Origin of the sequence: Tenacibaculum ascidiaceicola (assembly GCF_047470925.1) — a bacterium.
In the GTDB taxonomy this organism is placed as follows: domain Bacteria; phylum Bacteroidota; class Bacteroidia; order Flavobacteriales; family Flavobacteriaceae; genus Polaribacter; species Polaribacter discolor.
Genome location: NZ_JAZKJP010000012.1, coordinates 511301 through 527138 on the forward strand (window position 1 = coordinate 511301; position 15838 = coordinate 527138).

11 protein-coding genes are annotated in these 15838 nt (G+C 32.6%); 9 read left to right on the plus strand and 2 right to left on the minus strand.

Features of this window, described 5'->3' with window-relative positions:
* The first annotated feature begins 32 nt into the window (after positions 1-32).
* Positions 33-959, plus strand: a complete 927-nt coding sequence (gene queG / locus VBY68_RS14415) for a tRNA epoxyqueuosine(34) reductase QueG (RefSeq protein WP_415270119.1) — start codon at positions 33-35, stop codon at positions 957-959.
* A gap of 40 nt (positions 960-999) precedes the next feature.
* Here the strand turns inward: queG and VBY68_RS14420 are convergent, their stop codons facing one another.
* Complete coding sequence (locus VBY68_RS14420) at positions 1000-1638, minus strand: PAS domain-containing protein (protein WP_415270120.1); 639 nt, start codon at positions 1636-1638, stop codon at positions 1000-1002.
* Positions 1639-1959: 321 nt separating this feature from the next.
* Positions 1960-2577 (minus strand): PAS domain-containing protein, encoded by a 618-nt coding sequence (locus tag VBY68_RS14425; protein WP_099214779.1) that lies wholly within the window; start codon positions 2575-2577, stop codon positions 1960-1962.
* A gap of 135 nt (positions 2578-2712) precedes the next feature.
* Here VBY68_RS14425 and VBY68_RS14430 point away from each other — a divergent pair, with 135 nt between their 5' ends.
* The 8 genes from VBY68_RS14430 (at position 2713) to VBY68_RS14465 (ending at position 15789) form a co-directional block, all read left to right on the plus strand.
* Complete coding sequence (locus tag VBY68_RS14430; RefSeq protein ID WP_124587691.1) at positions 2713-5007, plus strand: NADP-dependent malic enzyme; 2295 nt, start codon at positions 2713-2715, stop codon at positions 5005-5007.
* Positions 5008-5070: 63 nt separating this feature from the next.
* Positions 5071-5652: a Holliday junction branch migration protein RuvA gene (gene ruvA, locus VBY68_RS14435; RefSeq protein ID WP_099214777.1), complete on the plus strand. Its 582-nt coding sequence runs from the start codon at positions 5071-5073 to the stop codon at positions 5650-5652.
* Between the two features lie 21 nt (positions 5653-5673).
* Complete coding sequence (sov, locus tag VBY68_RS14440; protein WP_415270121.1) at positions 5674-12774, plus strand: T9SS outer membrane translocon Sov/SprA; 7101 nt, start codon at positions 5674-5676, stop codon at positions 12772-12774.
* Between the two features lie 26 nt (positions 12775-12800).
* Positions 12801-13181, plus strand: a complete 381-nt coding sequence (gene gcvH, locus VBY68_RS14445; protein ID WP_047787900.1) for a glycine cleavage system protein GcvH — start codon at positions 12801-12803, stop codon at positions 13179-13181.
* Positions 13147-13527, plus strand: coding sequence for a VanZ family protein (locus VBY68_RS14450; protein WP_237270772.1), 381 nt, complete (start codon positions 13147-13149; stop codon positions 13525-13527). Before gcvH ends, VBY68_RS14450 begins: the two co-directional genes overlap by 35 nt.
* Before the next feature lie 63 nt (positions 13528-13590).
* Positions 13591-14313, plus strand: a complete 723-nt coding sequence (locus VBY68_RS14455; RefSeq protein ID WP_415270122.1) for an energy transducer TonB — start codon at positions 13591-13593, stop codon at positions 14311-14313.
* Positions 14314-14415: 102 nt separating this feature from the next.
* A complete protein-coding gene (locus tag VBY68_RS14460; protein WP_124587681.1) occupies positions 14416-15159 on the plus strand; it encodes an energy transducer TonB in 744 nt (247 codons plus the stop codon).
* Between the two features lie 48 nt (positions 15160-15207).
* Complete coding sequence (locus VBY68_RS14465) at positions 15208-15789, plus strand: acyltransferase (protein WP_099214773.1); 582 nt, start codon at positions 15208-15210, stop codon at positions 15787-15789.
* Positions 15790-15838 lie beyond the last annotated feature (49 nt).

Genomic DNA, 15838 nt, shown 5'->3' on the forward strand with positions numbered 1-15838 from the left:
TTGGTAATTTTGCGCTGTTAAAAACACATATTTTGAATAAGAAACAGCAATACTCAAATTTTATAAAAGTACAAGCAAAACGCTTGGGTTTTTTGGGTTGTGGTATTGCTAAGGCTGACTTTTTAGAAGAAGAAGCTCCTCGTTTAGAACAATGGTTACAAAATGGGTACCATGGTGAAATGCACTATATGGAAAACCATTTTGATAAACGTTTAGATCCACGTTTATTGGTTGATGGAGCAAAATCGGTAATTTCTTTGTCGTATAACTATTTTCCTTCGGAAGTTCAGGAAGAAGGAAGTTATAAGATTTCAAAATATGCTTACGGTCAAGATTATCATCATATTATTAAAGGTAAATTGCGTGAATTGTTACAGTTAATAAATGATGAAATAGGAGAAGTATCTGGTCGTTGTTTTGTAGACTCAGCACCTGTTTTAGAACGAGCATGGGCGCAAAAGTCAGGTTTGGGTTGGAACGGAAAGCATTCGTTATTAATTCAAAAACAACAAGGCTCGTTTTTCTTTTTGGCTGAATTAATTATCGATTTAGAACTCGAATACGACGAACCTTTTAAAACTGACCATTGTGGTAGTTGTACTCGTTGTATTGACGCGTGTCCAACACAAGCTATTTTACCTAACAATACGGTTGATGGTAGTAAATGTATTTCGTACTTAACAATTGAGTTAAAGGATGCAATTCCGTCAGAATTTAAAGGAGAAATGCAAGATTGGATGTTTGGTTGTGATGTGTGTCAAGATGTTTGTCCGTGGAATCGTTTCTCACAACCACATGAAGAAAGTTTATTTGTACCTCAAGAAAACTTGTTACAAATGAATAAACGAGACTGGCAAGAGTTAACACAAGAAACCTTTAGTAAAGTGTTTAAAAAATCGGCAGTTAAACGTACTAAGTTTTCAGGATTATTAAGAAATATTGATTTTATAAAACAATAAAACCGCTTTTAAAAGCGGTTTTATTTATGTTTTTTGAAAATTATTTAGGGTTTGTTTCTCCGAAGAAGAACCAATTAAGTCCTTTTTTAATCATTCCACTTTCTTTTGCCGGAGCCTTTTTATCTGCCTCTTTTAAGTTAGCAGCATCTTCTTCAAAAAGCTTTACAACAAAATCGTCATATGATGCATTAACCTCTTCTTGTAAGAAAGAATTGAAATATAATTCACTTGCCTTCTCACCTTTAACTTTTTCAATTTCTAATAGAGTTTTATATAAGGGCTCTATTTTTTTTATAACACTTTCAGGTAAAGACTTTCTTCTACCAGTATATCCAGTGATTTTTCCATTATCATCTTTTTCTACATCAAAATCAGTGATAACCCAGTAGTATCTACCTGTTCTTGTTAAGTTTTTAACAATAGCATGAAAGTTGTTTCCTTGCTTTAGGTTGTCCCATAATACTTTAAAGACTACCTTAGGCATGTCTGGGTGTCTAATAACATTGTGAGGTTCTCCAATAAGCTCTATTTTATTATACTCCGAAGCTTCTTCAAAAGTATCGTTCATGTATAAAATAGTTCCAACAGGGTCAGTTTTACTAATAATTGTTTTAGACTTGTCCCATTTTACTTCCTCATCTATAATTTTGGAAGGTCTAAGAGCGTTGTTTGTGTGCATTTTTTTTGTTTTAATAGTTATTCGGGGTGGTTTACTTAAAAATAATCAGCAAATATAAGGTTTTTGATGCAGGAGCGTATTTTGATTTGGTTTTTAGTTGGGTTAAAAAATGTTAAAAAGAAGTAATTTTTATTTAATCTAAAATACTGGTTTTTAGGTGATTGTATTGTGTTAGTTTTTTGCTTAAAAATAATAGGATAGTGTTATTTTTAAATGAGAGGATTTTTAAGAATTTTATTTTAAAATAAAATAGGGCTGAAACATTTGTTTCAGCCCTACCTAAAAGTTTTTTAAGAGGATTGTTTAGGGGAATAATAAATTTTATGTTGGGTTTGTTTCTCCGAAAAAGAACCAATTCAATCCTTTCTTTAAAGGGTTTGTTTCGTTTTTAACTTTTTCAGCTTCTTCTTTAGAAAGTTCTTCGTTAAAAAGATCAACCACAAACTCATTGTAAGTTTTACCAACCTCTTCTTTTAAGTAAGCATCAAAATACATTTCACTTGCTTTCTCACCTTTTAGTTTTTCAATATCTAAAAGTGTTTTGTATATAGGCTCAATCTTTTTTACAACTCCATCTGGAACAGCTTTTCTTCTGGCTGTATATCCAACAGTTTTGCCATCTTCATCTTTATCAATAGTAAAATCGGTAATAACCCAGTAATATCTACCCGTTCTTGTTAGGTTTTTAACAATAGCGTGAAAGTTTTCGCCTTTTTTAAGAGCATCCCACAGTACTTTAAAAGCTACCTTAGGCATGTCTGGATGACGAATAATGTTATGAGGCTCACCAACTAACTCAATAGTACTATACTCACAGGTGTTAGAAAAAACATCGTTAGCATATAAAATAGTTCCGTAAATATCGGTTTTACTCACAATGGTTTTTGTTTTGTCCCATTGTACTTCTTCGTCAATAATGTGTCTTTGTGTAGTTTCCATTTTTTATTTGGTTTAAGGTTATGGCAAAATTCAGGAAATTTTTAAAGACGAAATATGACTTTTATCAGGTTACAAATTCTTTTTACTTCATAACAAAATGTATATTTGTAAGTTCAAACAAACAAGAACGAACCTATGAGAGATTCTAGAAAAAGGCATGAAGCACTACTTTATCATGCCAAGCCGAAGCCGGGAAAAATAGCAGTAGTACCTACCAAAAAATATGCAACTCAACACGATTTATCGTTAGCATATTCACCAGGAGTAGCAGAGCCTTGTTTAGAAATAGCTAAAGACAAAAATAACGTTTATAAATACACATCAAAAGGCAACTTAGTAGCTGTTATTTCAAATGGAACAGCGGTTTTAGGACTAGGAGATATTGGTCCTGAAGCATCCAAACCAGTAATGGAAGGAAAAGGGCTGCTATTTAAAATTTTTGCAGATATTGATGTTTTTGATATTGAAGTAGATACTACAGATGTAGATAAATTTGTTGAAACTGTTAAGGCCATTGCTCCAACTTTTGGAGGAATTAACTTAGAAGATATTAAAGCTCCTGAAGCTTTTGAAATAGAAAGACGATTAAAAGAGGAGTTAGATATCCCTGTAATGCACGATGATCAGCACGGTACAGCAATTATTTCTGCTGCAGCCTTAAAAAATGCATTAGAAATTAATGAAAAGGATATAAAGGAGGTAAAAATTGTTGTTAACGGAGCGGGAGCCGCAGCAATATCATGTACACGTTTATATTTAGCCTTGGGTGCGAGTCGCGAAAATGTAATTATGTGTGATAGTAAAGGTGTTATTAGAAAAGATAGAGGTAATCTAACATCACAAAAAGCGGAATTTGCTACAGACAAAGATGTAAACACATTAGAAGAAGCAATGTTAAATGCTGATGTGTTTATTGGTTTGTCAAAAGGAAATGTGGTATCACCTGAAATGTTATTGTCAATGGCGAAAAACCCTATTGTTTTTGCAATGGCAAACCCTGAACCAGAAATTGAATATGATTTAGCAATTGCTACAAGAGACGATATTATCATGGCAACTGGAAGGTCAGATCATCCTAATCAGGTGAACAATGTATTAGGTTTCCCTTTTATTTTCCGTGGAGCGTTAGATGTTCGTGCAAAGAAGATTAACGAAGACATGAAAATGGCAGCGGTACATGCATTAGCAGATTTAGCAAAGCAATCAGTACCAGAACAGGTAAATATTGTATATGATGAAGTAAGCCTTTCTTTTGGAAAAGAATATATTATCCCTAAGCCATTTGATCCAAGATTAATTTATGAAATTCCACCAGCAATTGCAAAAGCTGCGATGGATTCAGGTGTAGCTCAAGAACCTATTGAAGATTGGGATAAGTACCGTGAAGAGTTAATGGATCGTTCAGGAACAGGAAGCAAAGAAGTACGATTACTACACAATAGAGCTAAAAAGAACCCTAAGAGATTAGTGTTTGCTGAAGCAGATCATTTAGATGTGTTAAAGGCGGCACAGAGAGTGTATGAAGAAAAAATTGGAAAGCCAATTTTATTAGGAAGAAGAGAAATTATTTTAGAGTTGAAAAAGGAGTTAGGGTTTGATGCTGATGTGCCGATTATTGATCCTAAAACTGATGAGGAAGAAGAAAGAAGAAATCGTTATGCAGAAGCTTTCTGGAAAACGAGACAACGTAAAGGAATAACTTTTTTAGAAGCTCAAAAATGGATGCGTGAACGTAACTATTTTGCAGCAATGATGGTTAATTCTGGAGAAGCAGACGCGTTGATTACAGGATATTCAAGACCTTATCCGTCTGTAGTAAAACCAATGTTAGAGTTGATTGAAAAAGATCAAGGTGTAACAAGGGTCGCTGCAACAAATATGATGCTAACAAAGCAAGGACCTATGTTCTTAGCAGATACCACAATTAACATCAATCCAACGGCAAAAGATTTAGCAAAAATCACACAGTTAACATCAGTGTTAGCAAAGATGTTTGGAATGAAACCAAATGTTGCAATGTTAGGATTTTCAAACTTTGGGTCATCAAAATCAGAAAGTTCAACAAAGATTAGAGAAGCAGTTTCTTACATTCATCGTCATTACCCAAATGTTGTTGTAGATGGTGAGCTACAAGCAGATTTTGCTTTAAATCCTGAATTATTAGCAAAAGAATTTCCATTCTCTAAATTAAATGGTAAAAGAGCAAATGTGTTAATTTTCCCTAATTTAGAATCAGCAAACATAACTTATAAGTTAATGAAAGCTGTTGATGAAGTAGAAACTATAGGGCCAATTTTACTAGGAATGAGTAAGCCAGTACACATCTTGCAATTGGGGGCAAGTGTTGATGAAATGGTAAATATGGCAGCAGTTGCTGTAGTAGATGCTCAAAACAAGGAGATGAAAGCTAAAAACAAAGTTTCTCAATAGATTAAGAGAAATTTTTTTAAAAGAGAATTTTGTCTATTTTAGACAAATAGAAAAAATAGCTGGATGATAACACAAATAAGGGGAAAACTTGTGGAAAAAAATCCTACATACGCTGTTGTAGATTGCAATGGAGTAGGATACTTAATGCATATTTCTTTAAACACATATTCATCATTACCAAACGATGAATATGTGTTGTTGTATACACACTTATCTATTAGAGAAGATGCTCATACTTTATATGGGTTTTCAACAAAAATTGAACGAGAAGTTTTTAGATTACTAACCTCCGTTTCAGGTGTAGGACCAAGTACTGCACGAACGATGTTGTCTTCTATGACTTCAGAAGAGGTTTCGCAAGCTATAGCTTCTGAAAATGTAAAACTGATTCAAACAGTTAAAGGTATTGGAGCTAAAACTGCACAAAGAGTTATTGTTGATTTAAAAGATAAGGTATTAAAAACTTTTGATATTGACGAAGTTTCTGTGGTACAGAACAATACAAATAAAGAAGAAGCGTTATCTGCTTTAGAGGTTCTTGGGTTTGCACGGAAGCAAGCTGACAAGGTAATAGGGAATATATTAAAAGAAACACCTGATGCAAGTGTTGAAAAGCTCATAAAACAGGCGTTAAAAAATTTATAAAAAAGGTTGGAAAAAGCAGTTATGAATAGATTACTTACGGTACTTACTGTTTTAGTAAGTGTTGTTTCGTTTTCGCAAAATACTCAAAAAGATAGCGTTAATGCTGTTAAAAAAGACACTGTAATTCCCCTTAAATACCAATTTAAATATAATCAAAACGGAACACTTTACTTAAATAACCCTACTCAAAAAGTAGTTACTTATGACAAGGCGTTAAATAAGTTTATGATCGTAGAAAAAATAGGAGACTACTATGTAGGAACGCCTATTTTTATGACTCCCAAAGAATATGATGAATACCGCTTAAAAAATGATTTAAAAGATTACTTTAAAGAAAAAGTAGATGCTACTAATCCTAAAAAGAAAGGAAACGAAGCAGCACGTAAAAACTTGCTACCTAAATATTACGTAAATTCTAAGTTTTTTGAATCCGTTTTTGGAGGTAACACTGTTGAGGTAAACCCAACAGGGCAGATTAATATTAAACTTGGAGGAGTATATCAAAATAATGAAAACCCTCAAATTTCTGTTGAGAATCAAAGCAGTTTTACATTTGATTTTGATCAACAAATTAGTGCAAGCTTACAGGCTAAAGTAGGTAAACGATTAACAGTAACAGCAAATTATGATACCCAATCAACTTTCGATTTTCAAAATATCATAAAGCTAGAATATACCCCTACTGAAGATGATATTATTAGAAATATAGAGGCGGGTAATATTAGTATGCCAATTAAAAACTCGCTTATTAATGGAGCACAATCGTTATTTGGGGTAAAAACAGAGTTGCAATTTGGTAAAACATACATAACTGCTGCTTTTTCGCAACAAAATTCACAATCAAAAACAGTGGTAGCAGAAGGCGGAGCAACTATTGAGCCTTTTGAATTACGAGCTTCAGATTATGACAATGACCGACACTTCTTCTTATCACAGTATTTTAGAAAAAATTATAAAAAAGCTTTAGAAAACTATCCATTAATTAATAGCCCTATAAATATTACAAGAGTTGAAGTTTGGGTAACTAATAGAAACCAAAACGTAAGTGATTACCGTAGTATTGTAGCTCTTGCCGATTTAGGAGAGTCAGAAGATGCAAATGAGGTAAATCCAGCTGAAATAACAACAACACCAGGAGCAATATCAGTTAACTCAGAAATTATACCATATAATGGAGTGAATAACCTAAGTTCATTACTAGCAGCAAACTCAGGAGGAATTAGAGATGTTGCAACAATTGATGCCGCTATTAATGGTATTGGAGTACCAGCACAACAAGGGTTTAACTATACATATTTGCAAAATGCTCGTAGATTACAACCTAACGAATTTAAACTACACTCACAATTAGGTTTTATTTCATTAAATAGAAGATTAAACGATGGAGAGGTTTTAGCGGTAGCTTTTGAGTATACTGTGGTTGGAGCTTCTAATGGAGAAACAGTATTTAAAGTAGGAGAGTTTTCAAACGATGGAGTTGTAGCACCAGCAAACATTGCAGTTAAGTTATTACGAAGTGAAATTTTAAACACTGTTCGCCCAAATACATCTACATCTACCAGTCTTGGGGAGCCATTTCCAACATGGCGTTTAATGATGAAAAACGTATATGCTTTAGGAGCTTTTCCGTTACAGCGCGATGGATTTCGTTTTGAGTTATTGTATCGTGATGATGAAACGGGAACGTTACAAAATACTCTGCAAAAAGCACAAACACCCGGGATAACAGATAAACCATTATTACGTATTTTAAACTTAGATAAATTAGATCAAAGTGAATACGCTGTTCCTAATGGAGATGGTTTCTTTGATTACGTTGAAGGAATTACAGTAAATTCTGAAAGAGGATATGTTCTATTTCCCGAACCAGAACCATTTGGTAATGATTTAAAGGATGAACTTACCAATCCAACAGATCAAGATAAGTATGTGTTTGAAGAATTATACTTAACCACAAAAATCCAAGCAAAAAACGAGTATCAGAATTTAGATAAATTCTTTTTAAAAGGATATTTTAAGTCAGAAACTAGTAGAGGAATTTCTCTTGGAGCTTTTAATGTACCTAGAGGTTCGGTGAGAGTTACTGCAGGAGGAAGACAACTGGTTGAAGGAATAGATTATGTGGTAGATTATCAGTTAGGTCGTGTACAAATTTTAGATCCAGGTTTAGAAGCTTCAGGAATTCCAATCAATGCATCTGTAGAAAATAATACATTTTTTAACCAGCAGCGAAAAACATTTATAGGAATAGATGTTGAACACCGTTTTTCTGAAGATTTTATTTTAGGTGGAACTTTTTTAAATGTTAGTGAAAAACCAATTACGCCAAAAGTTAATTTAGGAGGAGAACCTATAGATAATATCATGTTAGGTTTGAACTTAGATTACTCTTCGGAAGTACCATATTTAACAAAGCTAGCAAATAAACTACCTTTTGTTGAAACTGAAGCTCCGTCTAATGTTTCGGTTAGAGCGGATATGGCTTATTTATTACCAGGATCTCCTAGTGGAATTAATGTAGATGGTACTGCAACTTCGTATTTAGATGATTTTGAAGCTTCACAAATACCTATTAATTTAAGCTCACCACAACAATGGTTTTTGGCAAGTACACCAGAATCACAAGGGTTTGATGGAGGAACATTTGGTTTAGAATACAATTACAAAAGAGGAAAATTAGCTTGGTATAATATTGATCAACTATTTTATGGTAGTGGAAATAGGCCAGATAATATTGATGAAAATGAACTATCTAGAGACGAGGTACGTCAAATTCGCTATAATGAATTATTCCCGAATACAGACCTAGATATTACGCAGCAAAATTTAGTTAGAACTTTAGATTTAGCTTATTACCCAGCAGAAAGAGGTCCGTATAACTATAATGAGAATGCAAATACCGTTACAGCTGAGGAGCGTTGGGGAGGTATTATGCGATCGTTAACTACAAACAATTTTGAACAAGCAAATGTTGAGTATATCCAGTTTTGGTTAATGGACCCGTATGAAAATTACTCAATTACAACTGAAGAAGGTCTGCCAGCTGGAATTAATCCAAATGATCCAACGAACCAAGTAGGAAAGTTATTTATAAACTTAGGTAATGTTTCTGAAGATATCTTAAAAGATGGTAGAAAGCAGTATGAAAATGGACTTCCTGCTGATGGGCAAAAGGCAGACGGAGGTAACATTCAAACATCTATTTGGGGAGATACACCTATAAACCCTTCTATTTTGTATGCTTTTGACTCTAGTAATGATGCAAGAACAAACCAAGATATTGGTTTAGATGGATTAAACGATGAGGAGGAAAGAGTAAAGTATCCTGCATTTGCAGGATTAGATGATCCTGCTGGAGATAACTTCCAGTTCTTTAGAGGTGGAGCTATTGAAAGTACTAACCCATCAGTTTTATCTAGATATAAAAACTTTAACGGAACTGAAGGTAACTCACCTACAGCAAGTCAATCAGGAGAATCTTACCCGACATCATCTACCACTTACCCAGATACAGAAGATATTAATAAGGATCAAACAATGAATCCTGTAAATAGTTATTTTGAGTATGAGGTTTCTTTAAATAAAACAGATTTAGTATTAGGACAAAATCATATTATTGATGTTAAAACACAAAATGTAACACTTCTAAACGGAGCAACAAGAAGCACTAAATGGTATCAATTTAGAATACCAGTTAGAAATGTTACTGATGCTCAGAAAATTAATGGAATTACCGATTTTAATAGTATCCGTTTTATACGAATGTTTTTAACACAATTCAAAATGCCAGTAGTATTACGTTTTGGAGAATTAGAATTGGTAAGAGGAGACTGGAGACGTTACACAAAAACATTACCAGACACAAGTATTCCTTCTGAGGATTTAGATGCAGATGAATTAAACAAGTTTGAGGTAGGTGTAGTAAGTATTGAGCAAAATCAAGATCGTTATAAGTTACCACCAGGAATTCAAAGAGAACGTTTACAAGGAACAAATAGAATTCAACGTCAAAATGAGCAATCTGTAACTTTAAAGGTAACTGACTTAGAAGCAGACGAAGTTAGGACGATTTATAAAAATATTAGTATTGATATGCGTAGGTATAAAAAACTACGTATGTTTTTACATGCTGAAAACCAAAACAGTGCAACAGGAGCTAATGATGATGAAATGGTTGCTATTATACGTTTAGGTACAGATTTAAACGATAACTACTACCAAGTAGAAAAACCATTAAAAATATCTACATCGAATGCATCATCTCTAGATGTTTGGCCTAAAGAAAATAATTTAGATATTCCGTTAGAAGAATTAGCTAACTTAAAAATTGAAAGACCTACAGGTAGTAACCTTACTGATGTGTATTCATCAACAAGTTCTAACGGATTAAAAATTTCTGTAAGAGGTAATCCAACATTAGCACAAGTAAGAACTGTAATGTTAGGGGTGAAAAATACTGTTGCCGATGAGAAAACTGTAGAAGTTTGGTTTAATGAATTACGTGCTGTTGGTTTTGATAATAAAGGAGGATGGGCAGCTGTGGTAAATGCAGATGCTAATATGGCCGATGTGATGGATGTGTCTTTAGCAGGAAGAATGTCAACCATAGGTTTTGGTAATGTAGAAGACCGTGTACAACAAAGAAGCATTGAAGAAATAAAACAATATAGCGTAGCTACAAATATTCAGTTAGGTAAAATGATGCCTAAAAAATGGAACATGCAAGTGCCGATGAATTACAGCTATGGAGAAGAATTTAGAGATCCAAAATACGACCCACAATTCCAAGACGTAGAATTAGAAGATGCAATTGATAAAAACCCAAATAGTAAAAATGCTCAAGATTATACACGAAGAAAAAGCATTAGTTTTATCAATGTAAAAAAGAATAGAAATCCAGAGAGTAAGAAGAAACCTAAATTTTATGATGTAGAGAATTTCTCTGCTTCTTATGCACATAGTGAAGAGTTTCATAAAGATTACAATATTGAAAGCTATGTGAATAAAAATGTAATGGCTGGGGCTAGTTATAATTTTACATTCGTTCCTTTTAATATAGAACCATTTAAAAAATCAGAAGGATTTAAAAATAGATACTTACAATTTATAAGAGATCTAAACTTTAATCCAGTACCAAAAACAATAGCATTAAACTCAAGAATTAACAGAAACTATAATAGTCAACAATCTAGAAATCTAATTATTGACCCTGTTAATCCTTTACCTGCACAGCCAGAGTTAATTCAACGAAGATTTTTATTTAATTGGGATTATACAATTGGTTTTGATTTAACTAAGTCGCTACAATTAAACTTCAATGCAGCGAACAACTACATATATGATAGTTTTGGTGAAGATGAACAATTAGAAGTTTACGATCAATTTTTCAGTATAGGAAGACCCGATAATTATCACCAGAAGTTAAATGCAACTTATAAACTACCATTAGATAAATTCCCGTTCTTGAATTTTATCAATGCAGATTATGGTTATACAGCTGATTTTGATTGGAAAGCAGGATCGCAAAGTTATATTGAGCAAGTTGGAAACATGATTCAAAATGCCAACACACATAACTTAAATACAAATATAGATTTCGGTCGTTTTTATAAAATTGTTGGTGTAGATAAACTACTATTAAAGGGAACTAAAAAACAACCTACTCAAAAAGGAACAGCTACATTAGGGGGAAATCAAGTAGCACAAAAAGCAAAACTTAAAAAGAAAGCTACTTTTGGACAGAAATTAGGAAAGGGAGTATATGATGTGTTAACTTCTGTAAAAAGAGCAAAAATTAGTTATTCTCAAAACAACGGTACATTATTACAAGGGTACAAACCTTCAGTTGGGTTCTTAGGAAGAAATGGTTTTGATGGAGGGTTAGCTCCAACATTAGGATTTGTGTTTGGTAGTCAAACAGATATTTTAAATACGGCTATAGAGAAAGGATGGTTAATTACTAGAAATTCAGGAGATGAGTATTACAGTAAGAACTATTCTAAAACAAGGTATAAAAAGCTAGATTATAACGTGTCTGTAAAACCATTTAGAGATTTAACTATTGATTTACGTGGAAACAGAATTCAAACTAGTAATTTAACGCAACAGTTAGACGTAATTTCAAATGGTAACGGAGGTTTTGAACAAGACCCGAATATTAAACCTTTTGAAACTGGTAATTATAGTATTAGTCATTTTATGTTAGGAACTATTTTTACAGATAATGAAACGTTATATCAAAATTTCCTAGACTATAGAAGCACAATTTCAGATAGAATAGCAACTGAAAGAGGAATAGCTACAAACGATTTTGACCGAAATAACAATAACCCAGGGTTTAAGGAAAATGGACAACAAGCAATGTTGCCAGCATTTATTGCAGCATACTCAGGAAATAGCCCAAACTCAGTAAGTACAGGGATCTTTAAAAATATACCAATTCCTAACTGGACACTACGTTATAACGGATTTATGAAGTATAAGTGGTTTAAGAAAAACTTTACTTCGTTCACCTTATCACATGGCTATAAATCTTCGTACACAATAGGTAATTATACCAATAATTTACAGTACGATTCAAATACACCAACAAATACAAATACTTCTGGTAATTATCAATCAGAACTCTTAATTTCGTCCGCAACTTTAATTGATGAGTTTTCACCATTAGTAAAAGTAGATTTTAGAATGAAAAATTCAGTTTCATTCAAAGGAGAGATAAGAAGAGACAGATCTTTAACGTTAAATTTTAACAACAATACTTTAACAGATATTAAAGGAACAGAATATGTTTTAGGATTTGGATATAAGATTAGAGATGTTAAATTTGTCACCAGATTTACAGGAAAGAAAGAAACCTTAAAAGGAGATATAAATTTAAGAGCTGATATTTCGTTAAGAGACAATTTAACGTTGATAAGAAGTGTAGATGAAGAGAATAGTCAGATTACTGGAGGCGAGAAATTATTTGGATTAAAATTTATTGCCGACTATAATTTAAGTAGCAATTTAACAGCATCTTTTTATTATAATCACCAAACGTTTGAATACGCAGTTTCTACAACTTTCCCAAGACAATCTATTAATGCAGGAATTAATTTAGTATATAACTTAGGAAATTAAAACAAACACAATAAAAAATCATTACAATGAACATTCCATCAGAATTAAAGTACACCAAAGACCACGAGTGGGTTAAAGTAGAAAACGGTGTAGCAACTATTGGTATTACTGATTTTGCACAAGGAGAGTTAGGAGATATCGTATACGTTGATGTTGATACATTAGATGAGGAATTAGATGCTGAAGAAGTTTTCGGTTCTGTAGAAGCAGTAAAAACAGTTTCAGACCTTTTTATGCCTTTATCAGGAGAAGTAGTAGAGTTTAACGAAGCGTTAGAAGATGAACCAGAATTGGTAAATTCAGATCCTTATGGAAATGGATGGATGATAAAGGTAAAATTATCAGACGATTCACAAGTAGCAGACCTATTAAGTGCCGAAGCATATCAAGAGCTTATTAAAGGATAAACTAATAATTATAATAGCAATACTAATAACTATAAGTATTGCTATTATTAGTTTAATCAAACTAGGAAAAGCACCTATACATATTAACCACATAGATAAGTTAGAGCATACTTTTGCCTACTTCGTGTTAAGTTTAGTATGGTTGGTAGCTTTAAGAACAACAAAAATTAATAAATATATTATCGTTTTTTGTTGTTTTTTTTACGGCATAATTATTGAGGTTTTACAAGCTACAACCACGTCATATAGATCAGGAGAGATTTTAGATATAATGGCAAACACGACTGGTATTTTAATAGCTTTCATAGTTTACAACTCTTTTTTTAAGAAAAATAAAGCTATTTAAAGATTAAGCTTGTAAAAGTTGAAATAAATTAATTAAATTAGCGAACTATTAAAAACATTTAGGATGGAAATCAAGAAAAATCCAAAATCAAACTTAGAAAACTATAGTAAACTATTTATGCAAATAGGTTTGGTTTTAGCTTTATTTGTAACGTATGTTGCTATTGAGAATAAGACATATGATAAAGAGTATGGAGAGTTAGGTATGGCTAACATGGCTTCTGATATTGAAGAGGAAACTATCGAACTTCAAATTGAGCCACCAAAGCCAAAACCAAATACACCTCCACCGCCAGCTCCTGAAAAAATTGAAGTAGTAGAAGACGAGGAAGAGATTGAAGAAACTGTTATTGAATCAACTGAAACTGATGAATCTGAAGCTGTAGAGGTTGAAGATATTCAAGAGGTTGAAGAGGTTGAAGAAGTGGTAGAAGATGTACCATTCGCTATTATTGAGGAAGTTCCTGTATTTCCAGGTTGTAGTGGAACAAAGGCTCAAAAGAAAGCATGTTTAAATAAAAAGTTACAGAAGCATATTCAACGTAACTTTAATGCAGAACTTGCTAATGAGTTAGGTTTATCTCCAGGAAAGAAAAGAATCTATGTTCAGTTTAAAATTGACAAAGACGGTTCTATTACAAATGTAGTGGCTAGAGCTCCGCATCCAAGATTAAAGAAGGAAGCAGAAAGAGTTGCTAGAAAGATACCTAAAATGAAACCAGGTAGACAAAGAGGTAGAGCAGTAAGAGTAGGTTATACATTACCAATTACATTTAATGTAGAGTAGTAATAGCTTTAATAAAATATAAAAAGGCAATCCATATGGATTGCCTTTTTTATTGGCACGTTTCTTGTTTTTAACATAGTATTAACATAAAAATTTAATACTATGAAAACACCTAAGAAGCATGCTAAAAAGCAATTAGAAAAATTCTCAACTATTTTTACACAGTTAGGCTTGGTACTAACTTTGTTTGTAGTTTTTCTTGTTTTAGAACATGAAACAGCCAAAGACATTGCAATAGTTGAACCTACTAATGCAAAAATTTATGAGAAAGTTTACACTTTTGACACTCCCGTTATTGTAAAAAGAGAAGTAAAAGAAATAGAAAAACCAAAGCAAGAGCGTGTAATTAAAGAAGTACTTAAACCAGAAGTGGTAGATAATAATACGGAAAACACCACTGTAATAGATTTACCTGTAGATGATGGTTCTATAGATGTTGCAACACTAACTCAGGTAAAAGAAGAAGAGGTAGTTGATAAAGACGATGATCCAGTTTCAATTAATAATGTTCAAAATACACCTGTTTTTAAAGGATGTGAAGGACTATCAGAAGAAGAGAATATAAAGTGCTTTGAAAGAAAAATACAACAGCATATACAACGTAATTTCAATTCTGAATTAGCACAAGAAGTAGGATTAAACTCAGGAAAGTATAAAATAATAACTCAATTTATTATTGACAAAAAAGGAGATGTAGTTGATGTTAAAATTAGGGCTCCACATTACAAATTAAAAAATGAAACTGATAGGGTTGTAAATAAAATACCAAAATTTATTCCAGGTAAACAGAATAATAAAGAAGTAAAAGTAAAATATACTTTGCCTATTACTTTTAGGGTAGAATAAAAAGTAAAAACTCAACCAACTGGTTGAGTTTTTTTACTTTTGTTATATATGGATACAAACAAAACGTTTTTTGCACACGAAACAGCAGTTATAGATGACGGTTGTAAAATTGGAAAGGGAACAAAAATATGGCACTTTAGCCATATTATGCCTAATTGTACTATTGGGAACAACTGTAATATTGGACAAAATGTTGTGGTGTCACCAAAAGTTGTTTTAGGAAATAATGTTAAGGTTCAAAATAATGTTTCTATATATACAGGAGTAACATGCGAAGACGATGTTTTTTTAGGACCCTCTATGGTTTTTACAAATGTAATTAATCCACGTAGTGCAATAAAAAGACAAGATCAGTATTTAGAAACAATTGTTAAAAAAGGCGCGAGTATAGGAGCAAATGCAACAATTGTGTGCGGTAATAATATTGGAGAGTATGCTTTTATAGGGGCAGGAGCAGTGGTAACTAAAGAAGTGCAACCTTACGCTTTGGTTGTAGGAAATCCATCAAAACAAATAGGATGGATTAGCGAATACGGACATCGTTTAACTTTTGATAAAGATGGTTTTGCTATTTGCCCAGAAAGTGGAGAGAAATATACCTTGAAAAACAATGAGTTAAGAAAACTTTAAGTTAAAGTTTAAAAAAAGTAAAAAAAATATTTGTGAAAAGAAAAATCTT